At 67.9% G+C, this 23,060-nt stretch carries 17 protein-coding genes; 11 read left to right on the top strand and 6 right to left on the bottom strand.

What is annotated here, in order from left to right; genetic code table 11:
• The first annotated feature begins 174 nt into the window (after nt 1-174).
• Nucleotides 175-1,941, top strand: coding sequence for a cation:proton antiporter (locus tag ACFYW8_RS33355; RefSeq protein ID WP_389086330.1), 1,767 nt, complete (start codon nt 175-177; stop codon nt 1,939-1,941).
• Between the two features lie 100 nt (nt 1,942-2,041).
• Here the strand turns inward: ACFYW8_RS33355 and ACFYW8_RS33350 are convergent, their stop codons facing one another.
• From ACFYW8_RS33350 to ACFYW8_RS33340, 3 genes are read right to left on the bottom strand one after another with little or no spacing between them, the layout of a single operon-like run.
• Entirely contained in the window at nt 2,042-3,622 is a 1,581-nt protein-coding gene (locus ACFYW8_RS33350) for a GMC oxidoreductase (RefSeq protein ID WP_389086325.1), read from the bottom strand.
• A 56-nt stretch (nt 3,623-3,678) separates the two neighbouring features.
• Nucleotides 3,679-4,620 carry a cyclase family protein gene (locus ACFYW8_RS33345; protein WP_389086321.1) on the bottom strand — a complete coding sequence of 314 codons (942 nt, stop codon included), beginning with the start codon at nt 4,618-4,620 and terminating at the stop codon, nt 3,679-3,681.
• Nucleotides 4,621-4,641: 21 nt separating this feature from the next.
• Nucleotides 4,642-6,462 carry a glycoside hydrolase family 15 protein gene (locus tag ACFYW8_RS33340; RefSeq protein WP_389086316.1) on the bottom strand — a complete coding sequence of 607 codons (1,821 nt, stop codon included), beginning with the start codon at nt 6,460-6,462 and terminating at the stop codon, nt 4,642-4,644.
• A 213-nt stretch (nt 6,463-6,675) separates the two neighbouring features.
• Between ACFYW8_RS33340 and ACFYW8_RS33335 the strand changes: the two genes are divergently transcribed.
• The 8 genes from ACFYW8_RS33335 (at nt 6,676) to ACFYW8_RS33300 (ending at nt 16,695) form a co-directional block, all read left to right on the top strand.
• Nucleotides 6,676-7,626 (top strand): DUF389 domain-containing protein, encoded by a 951-nt coding sequence (locus ACFYW8_RS33335; RefSeq protein WP_389086312.1) that lies wholly within the window; start codon nt 6,676-6,678, stop codon nt 7,624-7,626.
• A 160-nt stretch (nt 7,627-7,786) separates the two neighbouring features.
• The gene (locus tag ACFYW8_RS33330; protein WP_389086307.1) at nt 7,787-8,035 is read left to right on the top strand and encodes an amphi-Trp domain-containing protein; all 249 of its coding nucleotides are present in this window, start codon (nt 7,787-7,789) and stop codon (nt 8,033-8,035) included.
• A 235-nt stretch (nt 8,036-8,270) separates the two neighbouring features.
• Nucleotides 8,271-9,635 carry a glutamate decarboxylase gene (locus ACFYW8_RS33325; protein ID WP_389086302.1) on the top strand — a complete coding sequence of 455 codons (1,365 nt, stop codon included), beginning with the start codon at nt 8,271-8,273 and terminating at the stop codon, nt 9,633-9,635.
• A 419-nt stretch (nt 9,636-10,054) separates the two neighbouring features.
• Nucleotides 10,055-11,404 (top strand): chloride channel protein, encoded by a 1,350-nt coding sequence (locus ACFYW8_RS33320; RefSeq protein ID WP_389086297.1) that lies wholly within the window; start codon nt 10,055-10,057, stop codon nt 11,402-11,404.
• Nucleotides 11,405-11,501: 97 nt separating this feature from the next.
• Nucleotides 11,502-12,407, top strand: a complete 906-nt coding sequence (locus tag ACFYW8_RS33315) for an HAD family hydrolase (RefSeq protein ID WP_389086292.1) — start codon at nt 11,502-11,504, stop codon at nt 12,405-12,407.
• A 79-nt stretch (nt 12,408-12,486) separates the two neighbouring features.
• Nucleotides 12,487-12,717 carry a hypothetical protein gene (locus ACFYW8_RS33310; protein ID WP_389086288.1) on the top strand — a complete coding sequence of 77 codons (231 nt, stop codon included), beginning with the start codon at nt 12,487-12,489 and terminating at the stop codon, nt 12,715-12,717.
• 10 nt (nt 12,718-12,727) lie between these two features.
• Complete coding sequence (locus tag ACFYW8_RS33305; RefSeq protein ID WP_389086283.1) at nt 12,728-14,650, top strand: alkyl/aryl-sulfatase; 1,923 nt, start codon at nt 12,728-12,730, stop codon at nt 14,648-14,650.
• A gap of 200 nt (nt 14,651-14,850) precedes the next feature.
• Nucleotides 14,851-16,695, top strand: a complete 1,845-nt coding sequence (locus ACFYW8_RS33300; RefSeq protein WP_389086279.1) for a SulP family inorganic anion transporter — start codon at nt 14,851-14,853, stop codon at nt 16,693-16,695.
• Between the two features lie 245 nt (nt 16,696-16,940).
• On the opposite strand, the gene ACFYW8_RS33295 is transcribed toward ACFYW8_RS33300, so the two are convergent.
• From ACFYW8_RS33295 to ACFYW8_RS33285, 3 genes are all read right to left on the bottom strand, one after another.
• On the bottom strand, nt 16,941-18,575 hold the full coding sequence (locus tag ACFYW8_RS33295) for a UvrD-helicase domain-containing protein (protein ID WP_389086274.1): 1,635 nt from the start codon (nt 18,573-18,575) through the stop codon (nt 16,941-16,943).
• Nucleotides 18,563-20,566, bottom strand: a complete 2,004-nt coding sequence (locus tag ACFYW8_RS33290) for an AAA family ATPase (protein ID WP_389086269.1) — start codon at nt 20,564-20,566, stop codon at nt 18,563-18,565. The genes ACFYW8_RS33295 and ACFYW8_RS33290 overlap by 13 nt, the downstream gene beginning before the upstream one ends.
• A 453-nt stretch (nt 20,567-21,019) precedes the next feature.
• Entirely contained in the window at nt 21,020-21,400 is a 381-nt protein-coding gene (locus tag ACFYW8_RS33285) for a phosphotyrosine protein phosphatase (RefSeq protein WP_389086264.1), read from the bottom strand.
• Nucleotides 21,401-21,642: 242 nt separating this feature from the next.
• Between ACFYW8_RS33285 and ACFYW8_RS33280 the strand changes: the two genes are divergently transcribed.
• A complete protein-coding gene (locus ACFYW8_RS33280) occupies nt 21,643-22,557 on the top strand; it encodes a DUF559 domain-containing protein (protein WP_389086259.1) in 915 nt (304 codons plus the stop codon).
• On the top strand, nt 22,506-23,060 hold a 555-nt coding region (locus ACFYW8_RS33275; protein WP_389086255.1), incomplete at its 3' end, for a transposase domain-containing protein. The genes ACFYW8_RS33280 and ACFYW8_RS33275, both read left to right, overlap by 52 nt.

Genomic DNA, 23,060 nt, shown 5'->3' with positions numbered 1-23,060 from the left:
GCCCGCGACGGCCGGGAGCCCCGCCCACGCACGGCAGCGGATCCTCCACCGTGGCGCCGGCCTTCGAACTCGCCGTCGGCGCGGGACTGATCGCCCACGGCGGCGGGCGGTACCCGGCTCTGCACGAGCATCCGCCGACTCGTGGGGCAGGACGGCACACACGGAGGGGATGACATGACAGAGACCCAGATTCTGCTCGGCATCGGCCTGATCGTGGCCCTCGCCGTCGGCTCACAGCTGGTCGCGAGCCTCCTGCGCGTCCCCGCGATCCTTCTCCTGCTGCCGGCCGGATTCGTCGCAGGCGTGCTGACCGACGACGTCAACCCCGAGAAACTGCTCGGCCCCGCGTTCTCCCCGCTGGTATCGCTGGCCGTCGCGGTCATCCTCTACGACGCCGGACTCGGACTCGACCTTCGCCACCTGAAGGGCCACACCCGCACGGTCGTGGTCAGGCTGGTCTGGCTAGGCGCCCTGGTCACCTGCGTGTCGGCGACCCTGCTCGCCGTCCCCATCATCGGCATGTCGCTGCGAGCCGCCGTGATGCTGGGCGCGATCCTCATCGTCAGCGGCCCGACCGTCGTTGGGCCACTGCTCAACTTCGTCCGGCCGACCGAACGGCTGCAGCGCGTCCTCGTCTGGGAAGGCTCCCTGATCGACCCCCTCGGCGGCATCCTCGGGGCGTTCATCTTCCACGGTGTCCTGGCCGTCGGACAGCACGGCGTCGGCAGCCAGCTCGGCAAGTTCAGTGGCAGCGCCGTGATCGGGCTGGCCGGCGGAGCGGCCGGAGCGGCTCTGCTCTGGCTGGTGCTGCGTCACCTCACACTCGACGAGGTACTCGGCACGACGGTGCAGCTCGCCGCCGTGGTGGCGGTGGCAGCGGTCTGCGACGCCTTCCGGGACGACACGGGCCTCATCGCCGCCGTCGTCATGGGAATGGCGGTGGCCAACCTGCCCGGGCTGCACATCCCCGCCCGCCGGCCCTTCTTCGAGACGCTGGTCTCGCTGATCATCGGCCTGCTGTTCATCTCGATCTCGGCCACCGTCACCCCGCAGTCCCTGCACCACGTGGCGCTGCCGACCCTCGGCCTCGTCGCCGCCCTCGTCCTGGTGGTCAGACCCCTGGTGGCGCTGCTCTCCACCGCCCGCACCGACGTCCCGTACCCGGAACGCTGGTTCATCGGATGGATGGCCCCCCGCGGCATCGTCGCCGCGGCCACCGCCTCCACCTTCTCGGTCTCCCTCGTCCAGGCCGGTGTCGACGGCGCGCAGAAGATCCTGCCGGCCACCTTCGTGGTGATCGTCGCCACTGTCATGGTGTACGGCCTGACAGCGCTTCCGGTGGCACGGTGGCTCGACGTCCGCCGCTCCGCCCGGTCGAGGCCACTGCTCGTCGGCGGCGACCCGTGGGTGGTCGAACTGGGGCGGGCCCTGCGCTCGGCGGGCCTGGACGTGCTCATGTGGGCCGGCCTCGACCGCCAGCGCCGGACCATCACGGACGCCGGTCTCGACCTGGCCCCCGGCGGACTCCTCGCCGCCGCCACCGGCGCCAGGGCCGAACTGGAAGGCATCACGGACGTCCTGCTGCTCACCGACGAGGACGACTTCAACGCTCTGGCGTTCATGACACTCAAAGAGACGGTGGAGGGGCCCGTCCACCGGCTCGCGCCGCCCACGCGCAGCCACGGCGTGGTGGCCCCGTACACAGGGAGCGAGCCGCTCTTCGGGGACGGTCTGCACCGGCCCGAACTGGCCCACCGGTACGCGGACGGCGCCCACATCGTCACCTACCCGGTCGACGGGGGCATCCCGGCCGGGTACGCCATGCTGTTCCTGGTCCGCCCGGACGGACAGCTCGTCGCCGCCACGGAGAGCAGCCTGCCGACGCCGGCCGCGGGTGACATCGCCATCCTGCTGACACCTCCGGCCAAGTCCTCGCCGTAGTCGCCTGTGGGGCCGCCTGCCCGTGCGTGGCCACGCACGGGCAGGCGGCGGCCCCGTGTGGTGCGCTCCGGCGATCGACCGGAGGTGGTCGTGCCGATTTTCAGCGAATCCGTTCGGTGATGTGGTCGCCGACGCGCAGGGCGTTGGCGATGGCGGTGAGGGACGGGTTCACGGCGCCGATGCTCGGGAAGAAGCTGGTGTCGACGACGTAGAGGTTGTCGAGGTCGTGGGCCTTGCAGTTCATGTCGAGCGCGGAGGTCTGCGGGTCGGTGCCGAACCGGACGGTGCCGGCCTGGTGGGCGGTGGCGCCGATCGGCATGCCTTTGTGCAGGTAGAGGCTGTGCGGCAGCAGGTGGTGCGGGTGCATGCCGAGTTTGCCGAGCATGCCCCGCAGCTTGTGCTGCAGCCGCTTCAGCCCTTCGATGTTGTTCTTCTCGTCCAGGGCGAGGTGGATGTCGCCGTTGCTGTCCAGGGTGACGCGGTTGTCCGGCTGGGGGAGGTCCTCGCCGCACAGCCAGAAGTCCACGGCATGGTGGGCGAGCACCTCGAACGGCATGTCCGGTGAGGCGAGTCCGGCCCACCGCGGCGCCTCGCCCTTGATCTGGTCGGAGTCCGACTTGCCCAGCATCTGGATGCCGCCGAGCGGGAACTCCCAGTCGTCCGCGCCCAGATACCAGTCGTTCAGGGCGAGGGTCTTCTGGAACTGCGTGTCGTTCGGCTCCTTCGAAACCGCCATCAGGGCCAGGTTGTTGTGCCGCATGTAGTGGCGGCCGACCGTGTCGGAACTGTTGGCCAGGCCGTTCGGGTGCCGGTCGTTCGCCGAACGCAGCAGCAGCGCGGCGGAGTTCACCGCTCCGCAGGCGACCACCACGATGTCGCCGTGGAAGCGTGCCTCGGAGCCGTCCTCCAGCTCGGCGACCACGCCGGTGACCGCGCGTCCGGTGTCGTCGGTCTCCAGCTTGCGGACGTTGGCGCCGGTGACCATCCGGACGTTGTCGTGCTCCAGCGCGGGCTCGACGCAGATGACCTGGGCGTCGGCCTTGCCCTGCACCAGGCAAGGGAATCCGTCGACCCGGTTGCAGCGGATGCACACACTGCCATGGGTCGCACCGCCGTTGGCGTCCTGCGTGAGGTTGACGCCGATGGGCAGGTGGAAGGGGTGCAGGCCGTGCTTCTCCAGGTCGTCGCTGAGCTGCTGGATCCGCGGTTCATGCCGCACGGGCGGATGGGCGTACTGGGCGCTGACCGGCCCCTCGCCCGGATCCTCGCCGTGCTGCCCGTGCACGAGATAGAGGTGCTCGGCCTGCGTGTAATACGGCTCCAGATCCTCGTAACGGATCGGCCAGGCCGGGGAGATGCCGCCGTGGTGGCGCAACTCGCCGAAGTCCTCGGGGCGCAGACGGAACAGTGCGGCGCCGTAGAACTTGGTGTTGCCGCCGACGTAGTAGTTGACCTCGGGCGGGAACTGCTCACCGTGTTTGTCGTACCAGAATTCCGGTGCGCGGTATTTGCCCTTCACGAAGACCGCGGTGGACTCCCAGTTGTCCCGCTCGCGCGGCAGGTATCCGCCACGTTCGAGAATGAGGACGCGTTTGCCGGTGGGAGCGAGGCGGTGGGCGAGGGTGCCGCCGCCTGCTCCGGTGCCGATGATGATGACGTCGTAGTGCTGGTCGTCGGCCATGTCGGCCACCTCGGTGTCGTCGGGGCAAGGTCGCTGCCGGGTTGATGGATCGGGGGTCAGAGGACCGCGATGGGGTTCACGGGGGAACCGGTGGCCTCGGGTAGACGCAGGGGCGCGATGACGCAGAGGAACGACCAGCGGCCCTCCTGCTCGCACAGGGGCACCAGGTCCTCGAACTGGAGGTAGTCGAGGAGGTGGAGCCCGAGCGCGTGGATGCCCAGCACGTGCACGGGGAAGTCCACGCCGTCGGTGACGCTCGGGGCGGTGTCGTTGTTGCCGTCGCCGCCGAGGACGGCCACCCGGCGCTCGGCGAGGAACTCCATCGCGGCCGGGTGCAGCCCGGCGCGGGTGCGCGCGGCGTCCCAGGGGCCGCTCACCGTCCGCCGGCGGCGATGACCGACCCGGACGAACAGCAGGTCGCCCTCACCGACCCGGACGCCCTGGTCCCGCTCGCAGGCCCGCAGGTCGTCGGCGGTGACATGGTCACCGGGTTCGAGCCAGGGGACACCGCGCAGCCGCGGGACGTCCAGCAGGACACCCCGGCCGACGATGCCGTCGTGGACCAGCTCGACGGAGAGTGCCGTGGCGCCCTCCGCGGTGACGGTGGACGCGGGGACCCCGCCGTGCAGGGTGCCGTCGTAGACCACATGGCAGAGCGCGTCGAGATGGCTGTCGGCGTCGCCGTGCACGTTCATGCCGAAGTGGTCGGTGGCGAAGTGCAGCCCGTGGGCGTGCTCCTCGTCCTCGGGCGGCCCGGTCAGCCTGTGGGCGGCGGGGTGCGGGTTGTCGGGGGTGGCGCGGGTTTCGACGGGCGCCGCCATCGTCACCGTCCGGCCCAGGCGGACCTCGCGCGCCGCAGCGACGACGCGCTCCGGTGTGATGCCGGCCAGTGCACCCCGGGCGTCGCCCGTCCCCAGGTGCACAAGGCGCCCGTAGAGCTCCTTGAAATCGTCCTGGCTCTGGCGCGGTCGAGGATGCCGCTGATGGTGTGCGGGCATGAACATCGCTCCTGGGGCCGGTCAGCCACGCTGCTGGTCGAGGGCCTCGTCCAGGGTGCTCGCGGCCATGATGAGCGACAGGTGGGTGAACGCCTGCGGGAAGTTGCCGAGTTGCTCACCGCTGGGGCCGACCTCCTCGGCGAAGAGGCCGACGTGGTTGGCGTAGGTGTGCATCTTCTCGAACGTGTACCGGGCGGGCCGCAACCGGCCGGCCCGCGCGAGTGCGTCGACGTAGAGGAAGGTACAGAGGCTGAAGGTGCCCTCGGAGCCGCGCAGTCCGTCGGGCGAGGCGGCCGGGTCGTACCGGTAGACCAGGCTGTCGGACACCAGAGTGCGGTCCATCGCGTCCAGGGTGGACAGCCAGGACGGATCCTGCGCGGCGATGAATCCGACCCGGGGCATCAGCAGCAGCGAGGCGTCCAGGACGGCGTCATCGCCGTAGTGCTGGACGTACGCCTGGGCCTTCTCGCTCCAGCCCTGTTCCATGACCTGCAGCAGGATGGCGTCGCGGGCCTTCGTCCAGCGCTCGGTGTCGGCCGGCCGTCTGAACTCGGCAGCCAGTTGGAGGCCGCGGTCGAAGGCGGCCCAGCACATGACCCGGCTGTAGGTGAAGTCCTGGCGGCCGCCGCGGGTCTCCCAGATGCCCTCGTCGGGACGGTCCCAGGAGTCGGCCAGCCAGTCCAGCGTCCGGGAGAGCACCTTCCAGCCGCGGTAGCCGGCCTGGCGGGCGATCTCGCGGCCCTCTGACAGCGCGTAGAGGGCTTCGCCGTAGATGTCGAGCTGCAGTTGGTCGGCGGCCGCGTTCCCCAGGCGTACGGGTGCGGACCCGCGGTAGCCCTCCAGGTGGCCGAGGATCTCTTCGCTCAGGATGGGTTGTCCGTCGACCCGGTACATGATCTGCAGCGGTTCGCCGTCCTTGCCCGCGGACTCGCGCAGCCGGTCTCCCAGCCAGTGGGTGAAGTCGGTGGCCTCCTCGACGAAACCCAGGTCGAGCAGAGCGCGTACGGACAGCGAACCGTCGCGGACCCAGGTGTAGCGGTAGTCCCAGTTCCGTTCGCCGCCGACCTGTTCGGGCAGGCCCATGGTGGCCGCGGCGACGGGCGCGCCGGTGGGGGCGTAGGTGAGCAGTTTGAGGGTGATGGCGGAACGGTTGACCATGTCCGGCCAGCGGCCGCGGTAGTTGGAGCCACGCACCCATTTCTGCCAGAAGTCGGCGGCATCCCAGAGTCCTTGGGTGATCCCGTCGACGGTGGGAGGCGGCGGGGCCTGTCCGTCGGCGTCGCAGACGGTCAGGACGACCGCCGCCATTTCGCCGACGTTCAGCGTCACGGAGCCCCGCATGTCGTCGCCGTCACGCTCCGTCGGGAAGGTGCTCTGGAGGTACGCACAGGTACCCGGCGCCCGGAAGACCGCGCCCTCGGGGCGCACGTCGAGGTCGTGCGTGGCCCGGCCGTAGTCGAAGCGCGGGCGGCACTCCATGTCGAAGCGCACGGTGCCGCGCACCGCGCGCACAGCTCGGATCAAGGTGTGCCGGTCGGTCGGGGTGCGGCTGGTGTTCGGCGGCATCCAGTCGATCACCTCGCCCACGCCGTCGGGGGACATGAAGCGGGTGACGAGGACGGCGGTGTCCGGGTAGTACAGCTGCTTGCAGCTGGCCTCCGGATCCGCCGAGGCGATCCGGAAGTAGCCGCCGCGATCATGGTCGAGCAGCGCGGCGAAGATGCTCGGAGAGTCGAAACGGGGCGCCGCGAACCAGTCGACGACGCCCCGCGAGGTCACCAGCGCGGCGGTCTGCAGGTCGCCTATGAGGCCGTGCTCGGCGATGGGCGCATAGCGATCCATGAGTATCCCCAGGTCAGAGAAGTCCTTGGGATTCACTATCGGCCAGGTGCACTGGACACGCCTGTTGTGTGAGGCCAACCGAACGAGTCTTCTCGGAAACCGCGGACGGTCGGCGACGTAGCGCGCGGCGTTGCCGTGGATGACCGGTCCGCGTGAGGGATCCTGCACAGACCGGCAGCGCGCCGTGACACCGGAGCTCGTGGAGGTTCAGGATTGGACATGATCCATGTCCGCGCGGTGAGCCCGCCGGACCTCACCCACCAGGTCGTCGACTTCCTCTCCGGCGACCCCTCGGTCCTGAACCTGATCGTGCAGCGCGCTGCCGCGCACAACCCGGACGGCGACGGCATCGTCTGCGACGTGCTGACCGGCGCCGCGAACGACGTCCTGCGGGCCCTGCGTGCTCTGCACCTGGACAGCCGGGGCTCCATCGTCATCGAGCCGGTGGACATGGCCTTCGTCGGCGGGGGCACCGCGGCCGCACAGGAACTCGGGCCACTCACCCACGCACCCGTCTGGGATCAGGTCGAGGCAAGGATCCGAGCCCAGGGGTCGTACGCGCCGAGCTTCTACCTCTACCTCGTCATCGCCGGTCTCCTCGGTGCGGTCGGGATCGTCACCAACTCACAGATCCTGATCGTCGCGGCCATGGTGGTCGGTCCCGAGTACGGGGCGATCGTCAGCATCGCGCTCGGCATCGACCGGCACAACGGGCCACGCATCCGCCAGGGACTGCGCGCGCTGCTCGTGGGCTTCCTTTTGGCCATCGTCGTCACCTACCTCTTCGCCCTGCTGATCCGCGCGTGCGACTTCGAGTCGAAAGCGTTCAGCCTGGGCTTCCGGCCGGTTTCCAACCTGATTGACACACCCAACTTCTTCTCGTTCGCCGTCGCAGGCCTGGCCGGGATCGTCGGCGTGGTCTCGCTCACCGAAGCCAAGACCAGCGCGCTGCTGGGTGTGTTCATCTCCGTCACGACCATTCCGGCCGCCGCCGACATCGCGGTCTCCGCCGCCTTCGGCAGTGGGAGCGAGGCCTGGGGCTCGTTCGTTCAGTTGCTGGTCAACATCGTCGTGCTGATCGTCGTCGGTACCGCCACGCTCCGCTGCCAGCGGGCGGTCTGGCGCCGGGTGGCCCTTCGCCACGAACGGACGAGCAAGTCGTGACGCCGCTGCTGCACCGGCGTCCTGCCGACAGCTGCGCTCTTCCGCCTTTGCTGTGCTTCCTGGGCTGGGTCCGAGGATTGCGCAGCGTGAGTGTGCCGTCCGCGACGCATGGCCTCACAATGATCTGGTATGAGGCTTATCTACTGGATCGGAGGCATCCGTGAAGGACCTCGAATTCGAGCACAAGCGGTCACTGTCACGCCTTGAAGCCGCCGATCAGCTCGCGGCACTCTCGGCCGCCCTGCGCCATGGCGGCCGCGCCGAACTACAGCTCGGCCCCGGCAAACTGAGCGTGCACATCCCCGACGAGCTGCAGAGCGAAGTCGAGGTGGAGATGGGAGACGAGCAGATCGAGCTGGAGATCGAGCTCAAGTGGTCGACAGCGCAGCCTGACGAGGCAAAGACATAGCAGACAGCACTGTGCCGGCACGCCCCGGCGAGCGGGGAAAGCACACGAGCCGGTACAGGTCCTGCCGTGAAGAGGCGCGGACAGTCGGTCGCATTGCACGTTGGCCCGTAGATCCGGACGTGGGCACGAGAGTGATCGTGTCCAGAACTCCTCAAGGTACGCCGTTGTCGTGTATCCCAGGCCCGCCCCGAGGTCCTGAGCACGGCTCCCACTCGGGAAGAGATTGGATCGCCATATGGCCAAGAGTGACGATGAGGCTCTTTTCGGTAACCGGTTCCTGACCGTGCCCGCCCCCGCGGACCACTTCCCCGAGGAGGGCATGGCCGCGACGGATGCGATGAGGCTCGTGGACGTGGATCTCGCCATGGAAGGCGACCCGCAGCGCAACCTCGCCACGTTCGTCACCACATGGATGGAGCCGGAGGCGCAGCGGCTGATCGCCGAGAACCTCCACCGCAACTTCATCGACCACGCGGAGTACCCCATCTCCGCCGAGATCGAGCAGCGCTGCGTGCGCATGCTCGCCGACCTCTTCCACGCGCCGGGCCCGACGGCCGGATGCCGGACGCAGGGATCGTCCGAGGCGATCATGCTCGGCGCGCTGTCGCTGAAGTGGAAGTGGCGCGAGCGCCGTCAGGCGGCCGGCCTGTCCACCGACCGGCCCAACCTGATCTTCGGGGGAGACGTCCACGTCGTATGGGAGAAGTTCTGCCGGTACTTCGACGTCGAGCCGCGGATCGTGCCGCTCGCCGAGGGCAAGTACACGATCGGCCCGGAGGACGTGGAGCCCCACCTCGACGAGAACACGATCGGTGTCGTCGCCGTCCTGGGCACCACGTTCACCGGCCACAAGGACGACGTCGTCGGGATCGACAAGCTCCTGCGGGACGTCCGCAAGAAGCGGGACCTCGACATCCCGATCCACGTCGACGGCGCCAGCGGCGCGTTCGTGTGGCCCTTCCTCTATCCGGACTCGAAATGGGACTTCCGGCTGGAGCAGGTCCGGTCCATCAACGTCTCGGGACACAAGTACGGCCTGGTCTACCCCGGCATCGGATGGCTGGTCTTCCGCGAGGAGTCCGACCTGGCCAAGGACCTCGTGTTCTACGAGAACTACCTGGGCAAGACCGACGCGACGTTCACGCTGAACTTCTCCACCGGCGCGTCGATGGTGCTCGCGCAGTACTACAACTTCGTACGGCTGGGCCGTCAGGGCTACACCTACGTCATGAAGATGATGCAGCAGAACGCCCGCGCCCTGGCGGACAACCTGCGCGACAGCGGCCGCTTCGAAGTGATCGGGAGCGACCTCGAACAACTGCCGCTGGTCGCCTTCCGCCTCGCCGGCGAGCACGCCTACGACGAGTCCGACATCGCCTGGCAACTCTCGGCCGAGCGGGGCTGGATGGTGCCGGCGTACACGCTCCCGCCCAACGCGGAGCGGGTGAAGATCATGCGCGCCTTGGTCAAGGAGACCATGAGCCGCGAGCAGATCGACCGTCTGAGCCAGGACATCGCCGACGCGTGCCGCACGCTGGACGACAAGGGCGCGGTCCACGGCAACGAGCGGACCCAGGTCAAGCGCGGCACCGGCTACTAGCCGCTATGCACCCCCGGCGACCGGCACCCGCAGGGTGCGGGCGAGGAAGTCGCTCCCTGCCAGCGAGAAGTGATGGCCCAAGCCGGGCCCGGGAGGGGCAGGCCGACTGGCTGTCTCTGGACGGCTGGCAGCACAGCTGCCGCCACATCGAAGATGCGCGGCTTCCTCGTGATGGGCACGACCACGCTCCGACTCCGGCTGGAGAACTGGCGCCGGGGCAGTGGTCGACGAGAACACGCCGGCCTTCGGTGAGACGCGCGCTCCAACGAGATGGACTGGGCCGTCGGAACGACATTGGGTGAATCGCCGGGCGGTCACGGCAGGACGCACTCGCTACGCCGCGGCGCAGTGGTAGGAACTGCTTGAGGCCTGTTGACCGACGTGACCGGACGGCTTCCGACGCTGAGGAGACGATGAGTATGTCGGCCACCCCCGTCGGGCCGTCGGCCGCGACGCCACCGGATCCGTTCGCCCTGGTCCGCAGTCGCCGGTACGCGGTCCTGCTGGTCATGACAGCGCTTCTCGGCATCCCGATCTCCGCAGTGGCCTTCGGGTTCCTCGCGCTCGTCTCCGAGCTTCAATCGCTGACCTACACCGACCTGCCCCACGGCCTGGGCTTTGACGAAACGCCCTCGTGGTGGCCGATCCCGCTCCTGACCCTGGCCGGACTGCTGGTGGCGATGACCATCCGCTACCTGCCGGGGGAGGGCGGGCACAAGCCGGCCGAGGGCCTTGTCGCCAAGGGAGCGCCGTCGGCGGCGGAGTTGCCCGGCATCGCACTCGCGGCGGTGGCGTCGCTGGGAATGGGCGTGGTGCTCGGGCCCGAGGCGCCGCTGATCGCGCTCGGTGGCGGCCTCGCGGTGTACGCCGTCAGGTCGGTGAAGCGTGACATCCAGCCGAGCGCGAGCGCCGTGCTGGGGGCCGCGGGGAGTTTCGCGGCCGTCAGTACACTGCTCGGCTCCCCTCTGCTCGGCGCGTTCCTCCTGATGGAGGCGGCGGGCCTCGGTGGCGTGATGATGGGCGTCGTCCTGGTGCCGGGCCTGCTCGCGGCCGGTGTCGGCGCACTGATCTTCACCGGACTCGGGTCGTGGACCGGGCTGGGCACTTACTCCCTGGTGATTCACCAAGTGCCGCACGCCGACCGCCCCGACATCGCCGGGTTCGGCTGGGCACTCGCCATCGGAGTGGCCGCCGCCCTGCTCGGGACGGCCATCCGCCGGACGGCACTCTTCCTGCAACCACGGGTCGAGCGCCGGCGAGTGGCGGCCACCGCGTTGACCGGTGCCCTGGTGGGAGTGGCCGCGCTCGTGTACGCCGAGGGTACGGGGAAGGCGGCGTCCGACGTGCTGTACTCGGGCCAGAGCGCGCTCGGCCCGCTGCTGGCCGGCCAGACCGCCTACACGGCGGCCGCCCTGGTCGTCCTCGTGGTCTGCAAGTCCGTCGCCTACAGCCTTTCCCTCAGCAGCTTCCGCGGCGGCCCGGTCTTCCCGTCGATGTTCGTAGGCGCGGCCGTCGGGCTGGCCATGAGCCACCTCCCCGGGCTGGACGTGACATCCGGCTTCGCGATGGGCGTCGGCGCCATGTGCGTCGCGATGCTGAAACTGCCGATGACCGCCGTACTGCTGGCCACCCTGCTCCTGGGAACACAGGGCCTCACCGTCATGCCCCTCGTGATCGTCGCGGTCGTGGTCTCCTACGTCCTCACGCAGCGCCTCGCTCCCGCTCCCGCCACCTCCCCCGCACCGCCTGCGGCGGCAGTGTCCCCGTGAGGGGTCCGTCGCCGGCGATGCCCCGTCCCGACCTGGAGGTTCACCGTGTTCCGGTGCCCGGCCGGGCAGAGGTTTTTCCAGACGAGAGGATCTTGCGTTGAGTGACACGCTGCTTGCGAACTGGCGAGACGGCCAAGCCAAGGACGCGATCGTGGACTTCGTGCGTCGTGTGACCACCGAGGGGCCGGACTTCGTTCCGGCCGCGGACCGGATCGCGGCTTTCGACAACGACGGCACGCTGTGGGTGGAGCAGCCGCTGCCCCCGCAGTTCGACTTCGTGTTCCGGCGCTGGGCCGAGGAGGTCAAGGCGGATCCCTCGCTCGCTGGCCGGCAGCCGTACAAGGCGCTGATCGAGAAGGACGCCTCGTTCCTGCAGGGGGTGGCGACGCAGGACCCACCGGTGATCCAGTCGCTGCTGGAGGCGTTCGCGCGGTCGTGGGCGGGGACCACCCCGGCGGAGTTCGACGCGCAGGTCCGTGAGTGGCTGGACACGGTCCGCCAGTCGACGCTCGGGGTTCTCTACAAAGACCTTGTTTACCAGCCGATGCTGGAGCTCTTCGACCTGATGAAGGAGAACGGGTTCCGGGTCTTCGTGTGCTCCGGCGGGGGCCGCGACTTCATGCGGGTGTTCGCCGAGGAGACCTGGGGGATCCACAAGGAGAACGTCATCGGCTCGGCCGCCGAGTACACGTACGCCGACGGCCGGATCGTGCGCGGCGAGCGGTTGCTCGGCAGACTCGATCTCGGGCCGGGCAAGCCGGAGCACGTCTTCGCCCAGACCGGCCGGCTGCCCGTGTTCGCCGGCGGGAACGCCGACGTGGACATCGAGATGCTCAGCTCTGCGAGGTTCGCGCTGCTGATCCACCATGACGACGCCGAGCGCGAGTTCGCGTACACCACGTGCGCCGAGGCGTCCCTGGCGAAGGCGGAGGAGCTCGGTTGGACCGTGGTGAGCATGAAGAACGACTGGACCACCCTCTACGGGAAGCCGGGGCAGCCATGAGTGATCTGACCGCCGTCGACATCCTGATCGAGCCGGACGCCGCCTCCATCGAGCGCGGGCGCGCGCGGTGAACCGCCGGATGCCGCTCAGCATCCCCGCCGGGATCACTTATTCGGAGCACTGGGGGCCGCCGGGTCAGGCCGTCGCCGTCCTGGGGCTGGTCCTCGACCTCCAGGCCGCACTGGTGGCCGCGTTGGCCCGTTCACATCCTGGCCGCTCGGCACCTGACCACCGTGAGCCCACTCGTCATGTCCTGCCGAATCGCCGGGTGCGGGACAGGATGGTGGGACCGATGCACTGCCTGGACTAAGGAACGTGTCATGCCGGTACCTCCCAAAGCAGCTTCCAGCGCCACAGCCGCGGCCAACCGGGCCGCGTTGCAGGAGCTGGCCTTCGACGACGTACGCGACTTCGAGGACGTCCGGCGCGGGTTCATCGCGGAACTGCCGGACAACGGGGTGATCCGGGATGCGGCTGGCGACCTGGTGTGGGACCTGGCGTGGTTCTCGTTCGTCGAGGCGGGCGAGCCGGCCCCGGACTCGGTTCACCCCAGCCTGTGGCGGCAGTCCCAGCTGATCACCGAAGCCGGCCTCTACGAGGTGTCGGACCGGATCTACCAGGTCCGCAACCACGACCTCGCGAACGTGACGATCATCGAAGGCGACGGCGGACTGATCGTCGTGGACACCGGCTCCAAGGCCGAGTGCGCCAAGGTCGCGATGGACCTCTACTACGCGCACCGGCCCGAGAAGCTGCCGGTGGTGGCGGTGATCTACACGCACACGCACATCGACCACTACGGCGGCATCACCGGGATCGTCACCCCGGAGGAGGTCAGCTCCGGCAAGGTCGCGATCCTCGCGCCCGGTGCGAACTTCGAGAAGTACGCGCTCGGCGAGAACGTGACCTGTGGCAACGTCATGTCCCGCCGGGCCGCGCACGCGTTCGGCACCCTGCTGCCGCACGGGCCGCTCGGCTTCGTCACCGACGGCGGCGGCCTGGCACTGCCGCCCACCGGCACGTTCGCCTACCTCCCGCCCACCGACACCATCACCACCACCGGCGAGAAACGGACCCTGGCCGGCCTGGAGTTCGTCTTCCAGATGGCCCCGGACACCGAGGCACCCGAGGAGTTCCACTTCTACATCCCCGCGTTGAAGGCGCTGACCTGCGCGGAGAACGCCAACCACTCCCTGCACAACATCCAGACCCTTCGCGGCGCCCGCACCCGCGACGCCGCGAACTTCGCCGCCTGCCTGGACGAGGCGATGGAGCTGTTCCCCGACGCCGAGGTCCACTACGGCCCGCACACCTGGCCCGTCTGGGGTAAGGACAACGTCCGGGACTTCCTCGGCTCGCAGCGTGACGCCTACAAGTACCTCCACGACCAGGCGCTGCGCCTCGCCAACCACGGACTGACCCCGATCGAGATCGCCGAACAGCTCGACCTGCCGCCGGCACTCGGCCGGGCCTGGTGGAACCGCGGCTACCACGGCACCGTGAACCACAATCTCAAGGCCGTCTACGCCAAGGAACTCGGCTGGTACGACGGGAACCCGATGCACCTGCACCCCCTGCCGCCGGCCGAGAACGCCCGGCGCTACGTCGAGGCCATCGGCGGTACCGAAAGGGTTGTCGAGCTGGCCCGCGAGGCCTTCGAGGCGGGCGACTACCGCTGGGTGGTGGAGCTCGCCGGGCAGGCCGTGTTCGCCGACCCCGGCAACCACATCGCCCGCGGAATCCAGGCCGACGCCTACGAGCAGCTCGGCTACCAGTCCGAAGGCCCGCAGTGGCGCAACCTCTACCTCACCGCGGCGCAGGAACTGCGCGACGGCGTCCCCACCACCGGCGTCCAGAGCACCGGCAGCATCGAGACGGTCATGGCGATGCCGCTCGACCTGTTCCTCGACTTCATCGCGGTGCGCCTGAACGGACCGAAGGCGGCCGACACCGCCCTGACCGTCAACCTCGACCTCACCGACGGCGACCAACCCGGCCCGCACAGCCTCCAGCTCGCCAACGGCGTCCTGCACCACCGCCCCCGCCACACCGACAACGCCGACCTGACCCTGCGCCTGGGCAAGGCACAGCTCGCCGGCGCCCTGCTCAGGCCGGGAGCCCTCGCAGCCGCCGTCGAAGCCGGCCAGATCACAGCGGACGGCGACCTCGCCGTCTTCGCGACCCTGACCGGCCTGCTCGACGACTTCTCGCCCTACTTCGCCCTCACCAACTCCAACGCCTGACCAAGCGGCCACCGCACGCGTCGAGCGTCCGAGCACGCGGTCGCGCGCGGCCAGGACAGGCGGCCCCGGACGGTCCGCGCAGGTGCGCGCGAACTCAATCACCCAACGGGTCCGTCGACTTCACCCACGGTTTACCGACCAGGGCCGACCGGGGGCCCGTAGGACGGGACAACACGCGCGTCCCGCGCACGTTCCGTAGCGTGATCTTCACGATTCCCGCCGCCCAGCCCGAATCGGGTACTGGCGCGGCCTGCGCGGAGGGACCTCGTATGGCCGGTCCGGGGCGGAAGGCTCCTGGCGAGAACGGAACCGGTGACGACGGGGCACCGGATGACACCAACGGGTGGCGGGCACTGCGGCCCACGTCCTGGCGCAGCGTGGTGCCGGGCGCCGTCCAGCTCGTGGAACAGGGCCGGGGATCGTGGATCAAGGACGCGACCGTCGGGCTGACGGTGGCGGCCGTGGCGGTGCCCGGAGCGATGGGCATGGCCGAGCTCGCGGGCGTCGAACCGGTGGTGGGGCTGTGGGCGACGATGCTGCCGCTCGCGGCGTACGCCGTGTTCGGGTCCTCCCGGCAGGTCGCCATGGGCCCCGACGCCACGATCGCCGCTCTCACCGCCACGACGGTCGCGCCGCTCGCCGCAGGCGACGGCGGCCGGTACGCGCTGCTCACCTCGGCGCTGGCGCTGGTCGTCGGCCTGGTTCTGATCGCAGCCGGAGCCCTGCGCCTCGGATTCATGGCCGACTTCCTGTCCAAACCGGTTCTGCTCGGTTACCTCAACGGCGTCTCTCTGATCATCATCTCGACGCAGCTGGCCAAGCTCGTCGGTATCAAGGTCCGTATCGGCGACTTCTTCCCCACGGTCTGGCGCGTGGCGCGCGGTCTCGGCAGTGCCTCGCTCACCACCGTCGCGTTGAGCTGCGCACTGCTCGCGCTCATCCTGCTCCTGCAGCGCTTCGCCCCGAAGATCCCCGGGAGCCTGGTGGCCGTCGTCCTCGCCACCGTCCTCTCGGCCGCCTTCGATCTGAAGAGCCACGGTATCGCCGTCGTCGGGGACCTTGAGGGGGGCCTGCCTGCCCTCGGCTTTCCCGGGCTCCGCCTGCACGAGTTCACCGACCTCGTGCTGCCAGCGGCGGGCATCGCGCTGGTCACCTTCGCGGACGGAAACGCCATCGCCCGGAGCTTCGCCACCAAGAACGGCTACCAGATCAGCGCCAACCAGGAGCTGGTCGCCCTCGGTGCCTCCAACGCCGTCTCCGGCTTCTCCGGAGCCTTCCCCATCGGCGTCAGCGGATCCCGTACCGCCCTCTCCGACGCCTCGGGCGGCCGCACCCAGATCGTCAGCCTCACCGCCCTGGCCGTCATCACCGTCTTCGCGGCCTTCGCGACCCCGCTGATCGCGCCTCTGCCCCTGGCAGCCCTCGGCGCCGTCATCGTCGCCGCGGCACTCAATCTCTTCGACTTCGGTGCCATCTGGCGCCTGCGCCGCATCCACGACACGGAGGCGGCCCTCGCCATCGCCGCACTGCTCGCCGTCCTCTCCCTCGGCGTCCTCAACGGACTGCTGGTCGCGGTCGCCCTGTCGATCGGAGTCTTCGTCTACCGCACGGTGCGCCCGAACGACGCCGTCCTGGGCCATCTGCAGGACATCGACGGCTACCGGGACATCGAGGAGAACGAGGACGCCGAGACCCGGCCCGGACTGCTGGTGTACCGCTTCGACGCGGCACTGTACTTCCCCAACGTCCCCTACTTCACCAGCAGGATCGAGGGTTTGCTCGACCGCGCCCGCCCGCCGGCGCGCTGGCTCGTGGTGAACTTCGAGGCCGTCACGTACATCGACGCCACCGCCGTCGACGCACTCGCCCAACTGCAGACCGACCTGGCCGAACGCGGTGTCGTCCTCGCGTTCGCCCGGCCGAAGGCCGTACTGCGCAAGGTCTTCGCGGATACCGGTCTCACGGCGCAGGTCGGCGACGCCCTGCTGTTCCCCAGCGTCCGGGCGGCAGCCACCGCCTTCGAGGATTCGTACGGGGGGAAGTGATCGACCAGAGGCGCGGGCCGGCCCTGGCTCCCTCCCTGGCGGGACCGTCCGTCCCAACGCCACAGAGCGTGGTAGCTGATCGCGAGACCATCCAGTAGCGGCCACGCCGGATCTCCATCTTGGGTAACTCGATCATGGCATCGAGACCTCGTCGCGGAATGGGCTGAATGCAGTGTGCGAGCGGCATGCTGCTACGTGTGCCAGCCGCCCTCAACATGAGGGACGGTTCCTGGCCTGGGTACGGCTCACGGATGGATGGTGCCGGAAGCGAACCAGTCGCGAGCCGTTTTTTCCGCCTTATCCGGGAGGTCGTTGGTGTAGACCACGGCCAGGCCGCGGCGGGCTCGCGAACAGCAGACGTAGAAGAGGTTGCGTGATCGTTGGGTACGGTCGGGTTTGTCGGTGCCGGCCAGCATCTTCCCGATGTTGTACATGGTCCAGGCGGAGTCGTCGATCACAACGACGACGTTCTCGAACTCATCTCCCTTGACGCCGTGTTGGGTGGAGAAGGGGGTGAGTTCGTCGATGAACTGGGTGACGCTGATGACTTCCATGTAGGGGACACCGCGGAGGCTGTTGGAGAAGTCTGCTTGCCGCTGCTGTCGCTCGTCGAGGCCGGTCGCGGTTCTGCGGCGTTCGCGGTCTCTCACCTTTCCTGGCGCGGCGAGGAGAGGACTGTCGGCCATGAGGTCCAGAACGTCGCCGACGGTCCCGATCGTGCGCACCGCGTCGAGCTTGCGGATGGCTTCGCTGACGATCCGCTTGTCGGCGTGCTGGGTGATGCGTCTTTTCCCCTGGGCCAGCAGGCTGGTCAGCTCCACGAAGTCCTTGGCGTGGTAGGCCGTGGACAGTGCCTCGATCTGCGTCAGGTACTGGATGTAGGGCTCGTTGCGAGCCATGAGGTCGTCGGGGCCGTGACTGCCGAGCTGCCGGTATTGCTCCAGCAGGTTGGCGTATTCCAGTGTGCCTGCGATGCCTCGGTGGGTGAGCAGGAGGTACTTGGAGTTCTCGGGTGTCCATCCTCTGCTCGCGAGGGTGGCTCTCGCGGCGGCCAACCTAGGCGGGCCGGGTGGCGCGTCGGTGTTGAGGAAGAGGTGTACCTCGCCCTCCTGCTGCTTGCCGGAGGCCTGCTGGCGGAGTTCGGGCCGCATCTTGTTGAGAACGTCGACTACGGGGCGTGAACACCGGTAGTTCTGGAGTTTGGTGATGGGCGTGAGCCTGTCATGGCGGACTGCGCCGACGCCGGATCGGTAGATCTTCTGCATCGAGTCGCCGAAGAGGCCGATCACACAGGGCTCCTTGCCCGCTCCCGCAAGGTGGTCCAGCAGCAGTTGGATCGTCTTGGGCGAGGTGTCCTGGTACTCGTCGACGAAGATGACGGGGTACTTGCTGGTGATGATGCGTATGAGCTTGGGGTGGGCGGCGACGAGCCGCAGGGACAAGGTTATGACTTCGTCGTGGGAAATGCGGCCCTCGCTCAGTTTCCGCCCGCGGTCGGAGTACTCGATCACCGGGGGAGTGGTCACCTCATGAAGGTCTTCTGGATTGCGCAGGTCCTGGTTGTAGTCGAAGATCTGCTGCCAGAGTTCACGCGGGAAGTCCTGGACGACGCTCCAGAGAAACTCGTGGATCGTGCCGACAGTGACGAGCGGATCCGCCGAGATGCGTTCGAGAATCTTCTTCTTGGCGACGTTCGTGTACGTGATGCAGGCGATCCGCCGGCCCTTCGCTTCCAGCTCCGCGCGTCGGGTGCTGAGGAGGTGCTGGAGGGCGCTGACGAGGTCGGTCGTCTTGCCGGCGCCCGCCCCTGCTTCGACGAGAAAACTGCGCCGGGCGTCCAGCTCTTCGACAACGGCTTCGAGGGTGTTCAGGCGAGCCACTGAAGTCCTTCGGCGATGTAGCGGGGGACTGCCCAGTCCTCCAGGAGCATGACGTCGAAGGCGAAGTCGGTCTTGTGCTTGGACAGCCGTTTGGCGATGGCAAACGCGGCGGCTTCGATGTTCTCAGAGGTGGGGTCGGCCCCGACTTCCTGAAGGAAGGCTCTCTTCAGCTCCAGATGTCTGAGGTCTTGGGCGAGGACGGCTGAGTTGGCGATGATGAAGGCGTCCTCGAAACTTCGCGCGCAGACGCCCGCCTCCTTCTCCGGGACCTGATAGGCCACGCGCACATGGCCATGTTCTTTGTCGGCCGGAGCGGCGGCGAGGAGCTTCGTGACGCTGGATTGACCCGGTAGCCAGTTCTTGAGCGTGGAGTTCGAGGTGACCGCCAGATCGGTGCTCGGCGGGCACGCCTTCTGATCCTGGGGACTGACGGAGTCGATGTCGGTGATGACCAGGGTTTTAACGTTGAGGAACTCCAGCAGCGCCTGGAATCGGACCGCGTAGGCGTCACCGACTTCGATGACCGAGACGTACTGGTGCAGGAGCCCTTCGGCACACCGGCGGACCATTTCGGGCAGCAGTAGCCGCTCGGCGGTGCCCTCGATCAGGATCACCTTGTCTGCGAAGAACATGTCGCACCGGTGCAGGACCATGTACTGGCGCAGGAATCGCAGTGTCTCGTCGCCGTGCGGGGTTGCCTTGACTCTCGCCTGGAAGGTGGAGAGATCCTTCACCTTGGCGTCAGGTTCGGAGCGGTCGAAGTACCGCACCGTGTGGAACCCGCCGCTTGCGACGATGTGGGAAGAGTGCGTGGTGATGACCACCTGCACCTTCCACGGGGCCTTGCGGTTGATGAAGTCCTGGATGTTCTTGATGAAGACCTCCTGCATCTGGGGATGCAGGTGGGCTTCCGGCTCCTCGATAAACAGCACCTGCAGCGCCGGCTTCGGAGCAGCACGTTCGTAAGCCTGGTGAAAGCTGATGACCTGCAGGATGGTGAAGATCAGCTTGCTGTAGCCGAGCCCGTTGTGGCCCTCGGGAAGGTGGAAGCCGTCATCTCCGGACGGGTACTGGAGCCGTGTACTGCCTCTGAGGATGCCCGACCCCTCCATGAGGGACACGATGCGTGGCTTTTCGACCGGCGTGATGGTTCCTACCCCGAAACTGCGCAGGTCCTCGAAGACCGGGTCGAACAGCGATTCGTAGCTGGTGTCGAGCTCCAGCGATGCGGCCGTCAGGGCGTCCTCGATCTGCTCGATGCTCTGGTGACGGCCCTCGGCTCCGCTCTGGACCTTGTAGTAGGTCTCGAACGTCCTGGACAGCGTGCGGGCCTTGTCGCCAGGGGTGTCGTCGACCTTGGTCTGCGCGTAGACGAACTTGACGGAGACGATCGCCTGCGCGGCACTGCGCTTGATCCCCTTCGTCACCTTCTCGTCGACCGGGCTTACTGCTCGAAAGACGGGAGCGAAGTAGTCCGTGAAATTCCTGCGCAGCCACTTGATGGCATCGAACTTCTGCCTCTGACTTGCTGTCCAGAAGTCCTTGAGGAAGTCGTGCGGCCGTGCCGCTTCCAGTGCTGCTTCGATCTTGACCGTGAAGCAGGAGTCGTCGAGGTCCAGGATCACGTCGGTCAACGGCGCGAGGTCATCGTCCTCGTCATACTCGATCGTGAGTCCCAGCCGGATGGACGGCACGAGCTCGTACGCCTTGGCCAGCAGGCTCTCACGCGTCTCCTGATCGCCCTGGGCCGCATGCCCGTTCGCTTCTCCGAAGATCTGAAGTGCCTGTTCGATGTCAGCGATGCGGCAGGTAGAGAAGTCCTCCAGCATGAACTGAGTGTCGTCGTCGCCGAAGAACTTCTCGAAGAGGTTGACGAACGATGTCTTGCCGCTGTTGTTGCGTCCCACGATGAGCGTGGTCTTCGGATCAATCCGCACATCCGCCCTGTCCAGGGCGCGGAAATTGATCACCTTGGCATGGGTCAGCTGCATCGCACTCCCGACTTCGTCCCAACCCCCGCTCACAGGGCGGCGGCATATGCCTTCGGCCGCCGTGAGTTGAAGCAGTATCTGACACTGAAGGGACAGGGGCGACTACCTGACTCAAAGTGGCCGATGATGCGTCAGATTGCGCCTGTTCCGATCGAGTTCGGTCGACGCCGGGTGGATCAACTGCTGCTCGGGCTGCAGGTCATGTGAGTGCGGGGTGACCAAGCCGCGAGTGACCAAGCAGCGAAAGCTGGTCTGGCACCCGGTGTGGCACGGAGCCTTGGGCGGCTGCTGAGGTTTCGGCCTAGGGGTGACGGTGATCTCGCTGGTGGGTGTATCCGCGGGTGCGCTTGGTGATGTTGGCGGCAGGCAGGGAACGAGTCGGGGACGCCGCCCACCGCGCGTTCGAACACGCCAGCGTCGAGTCGGGCCAGAGCTCAGCGCGCCCCGTGCGGGTCAGCGCTGTGCCGGGACGTCCAGATCGTCGAGCAGCCCGCGGACGCGGCGCTCGATCTCGTCGCGGATGGGGCGGACGTCGTCGACGGACTGGCCTGCGGGGTCGTCCAGGGTCCATTCGAGGTAGCGCTTGCCGAGGAAGACGGGGCAGGCGTCGCCGCAGCCCATGCTGACGACGACGTCGGCGCCGCGGACGATCTCGTGGGTCCAGGGTTTGGTGAACTCGCGGGAGATGTCGATGCCGCGTTCGCTCATCGCGGCGATGGCCGATGGGTTGACCTCGTTGCCGGGTTCGGAGCCGCCCGACCAGGCGACGCCGCCTTCGTCGGCCAGGTGCTGGAAGAAGCATGCCCATCTGGCTGCGGCTGGCGTTGTGGACACAGATGAAGAGCACGATGGGCTTGCCGTCGGTGTGGTGGCCTTCGACCTTGGCCGGGGCGCGCAGGCGCTGGCGGGCGAACCGTTCGGCGGTGAGCGGGAGGAAGTTGGGGATGGTACTGCGGCTGGCGAACTGGTCGTAGCCGGTGTGCAGACGATCTCCGTGCTGCAGGTGACCTACTTCGATAGCCTTCAGGACACGCCGTCTCGGGCGAGATCTTGCACGCACATCTCTTGGAGCTCGCATGGCAGCGATATACCTCGCCGGAAAGATTGGCCCGCTCGACTGGCGAGAGGAAATCGTTCCCGGCCTTCAAGACGCCTGGGGGGACAGCTCGTACAGCAGCCGTCAGTGGGGCGCCGACGACGCCGAGTGGCCCGTCCTCCCGAACGGAGCGCTTGGACAATACGACTACACAGGGCCCTACTTCGTCGATACCTGCACCCACTCTGATACAGGCTGCGGCCAAAGCGATCATCGTGCTGGCTCCGAGTGCGAAGGCGACTCTGGCGAACGGTCGGTCACTCTACAGAGGTGCCTTCGGGCCATCGACCGAGCCGATATCGTCTTCGCATGGCTGTCGGACCTCACCGCCTACGGCACCCTCACGGAGATCGGCTACGCCAAAGGCCGTGGCAAGATAGTGATCGTCGCGAGTCCGGACAAGCCAGGCACCGTTGACGCCTTTTACGACGACACCGTCCACGGGGCTGACCGCCACTCCCTGAACATGAACCACCTCTGGTTCGCCTTCACCCTCGCTGACAAGGTCATCACCACCGCCACGCCTCTCGAAGCCCTCAAACAGTTCGCCGGCCTCAACGTTCAGCTTGAGTCACCCATCGAAGAAGCGTTCTGGCGCGAGTATCTGAATGCCCGACCAGCCGAGCTGGACGGCCTCACATCTCAGCACCCTGTGCTCCAGGGCAGGTATCGCATCGACTTTGCCCTGCCGGAAGAGAAGATCGGCATCGAGCTCGATGGCTATCAGTGGCACTCCAGCCCCCAAGCGTTCACGCAAGACCGTGCGCGGCAACGCCAACTCGACCTCGCCGGCTGGCGCATCATTCGCTTCAGCGGTGCAGAGATCAACAACAACGTGAGTGGATGCCTCCGTCAAGCCGCCGAGATTGTCGCCAGCATCCGAGGCGCCTACTGAGTGACTTCCACCCGGGTCCGGTCACTCCTCCGGGGACGGAGCTCCAGGCCCGGCCCGTCCTCCCGCCAAGCCTTATCGACCGCGGCCACGCCGTGCACGTATCCCGCTGGTACCAGCTGCACGTGATTGTGCGCGGGTTGCCGACCATCGCCTTCACCGGCGCAGCCCGCAGCGCAGGCGGATCCTCCGCCGTCAATGAGTGCACGTGGCCGTTCACGAACCGTGTCGGATTCACGCCCGTCACCTTCAACACGTCGGCTAGAGGCAATGCTGTTGCTTTTGCCGTGGGCGTAGGGTGCTTGGCAGTGGGTCCGGGGGTGGTTCGGGTGGCTGCGAGTGTCTCTGACTTATCGGGTCTTGGCCTGTTGACCTGGGTGTATCCGCCGGGGTTGGTGGACCGGGTGGTGGCCGCGTGCGGACGTTCCGAGCAGCGCAAGCGGCTGCTTCCCGCACGGCTGGTGGTGTACTTCGTGTTGGGGCTGGCCCTGTTCTCGCCTGCTCCG

This window comes from Streptomyces sp. NPDC002742, from assembly GCF_042888885.1.
GTDB lineage: Bacteria > Actinomycetota > Actinomycetes > Streptomycetales > Streptomycetaceae > Streptomyces.
Note: the sequence above shows the minus strand (reverse complement) of the source record. Positions and strands in the feature narration are given on the sequence as shown.

Coding starts and splice junctions, on each gene's coding strand:
- ACFYW8_RS33340 (WP_389086316.1), bottom strand. CDS start 6,462: ATGGATCGCTATGCGCCCATCGCCGAGCACGGCCTCATAGGCGACCTG.
- ACFYW8_RS33280 (WP_389086259.1), top strand. CDS start 21,643: ATGGCAGCGATATACCTCGCCGGAAAGATTGGCCCGCTCGACTGGCGA.
- ACFYW8_RS33310 (WP_389086288.1), top strand. CDS start 12,487: ATGCCGCTCAGCATCCCCGCCGGGATCACTTATTCGGAGCACTGGGGG.
- ACFYW8_RS33345 (WP_389086321.1), bottom strand. CDS start 4,620: ATGCCCGCACACCATCAGCGGCATCCTCGACCGCGCCAGAGCCAGGAC.
- ACFYW8_RS33350 (WP_389086325.1), bottom strand. CDS start 3,622: ATGGCCGACGACCAGCACTACGACGTCATCATCATCGGCACCGGAGCA.
- ACFYW8_RS33290 (WP_389086269.1), bottom strand. CDS start 20,566: ATGCAGCTGACCCATGCCAAGGTGATCAATTTCCGCGCCCTGGACAGG.
- ACFYW8_RS33325 (WP_389086302.1), top strand. CDS start 8,271: ATGGCCAAGAGTGACGATGAGGCTCTTTTCGGTAACCGGTTCCTGACC.
- ACFYW8_RS33355 (WP_389086330.1), top strand. CDS start 175: ATGACAGAGACCCAGATTCTGCTCGGCATCGGCCTGATCGTGGCCCTC.
- ACFYW8_RS33305 (WP_389086283.1), top strand. CDS start 12,728: ATGCCGGTACCTCCCAAAGCAGCTTCCAGCGCCACAGCCGCGGCCAAC.
- ACFYW8_RS33320 (WP_389086297.1), top strand. CDS start 10,055: ATGTCGGCCACCCCCGTCGGGCCGTCGGCCGCGACGCCACCGGATCCG.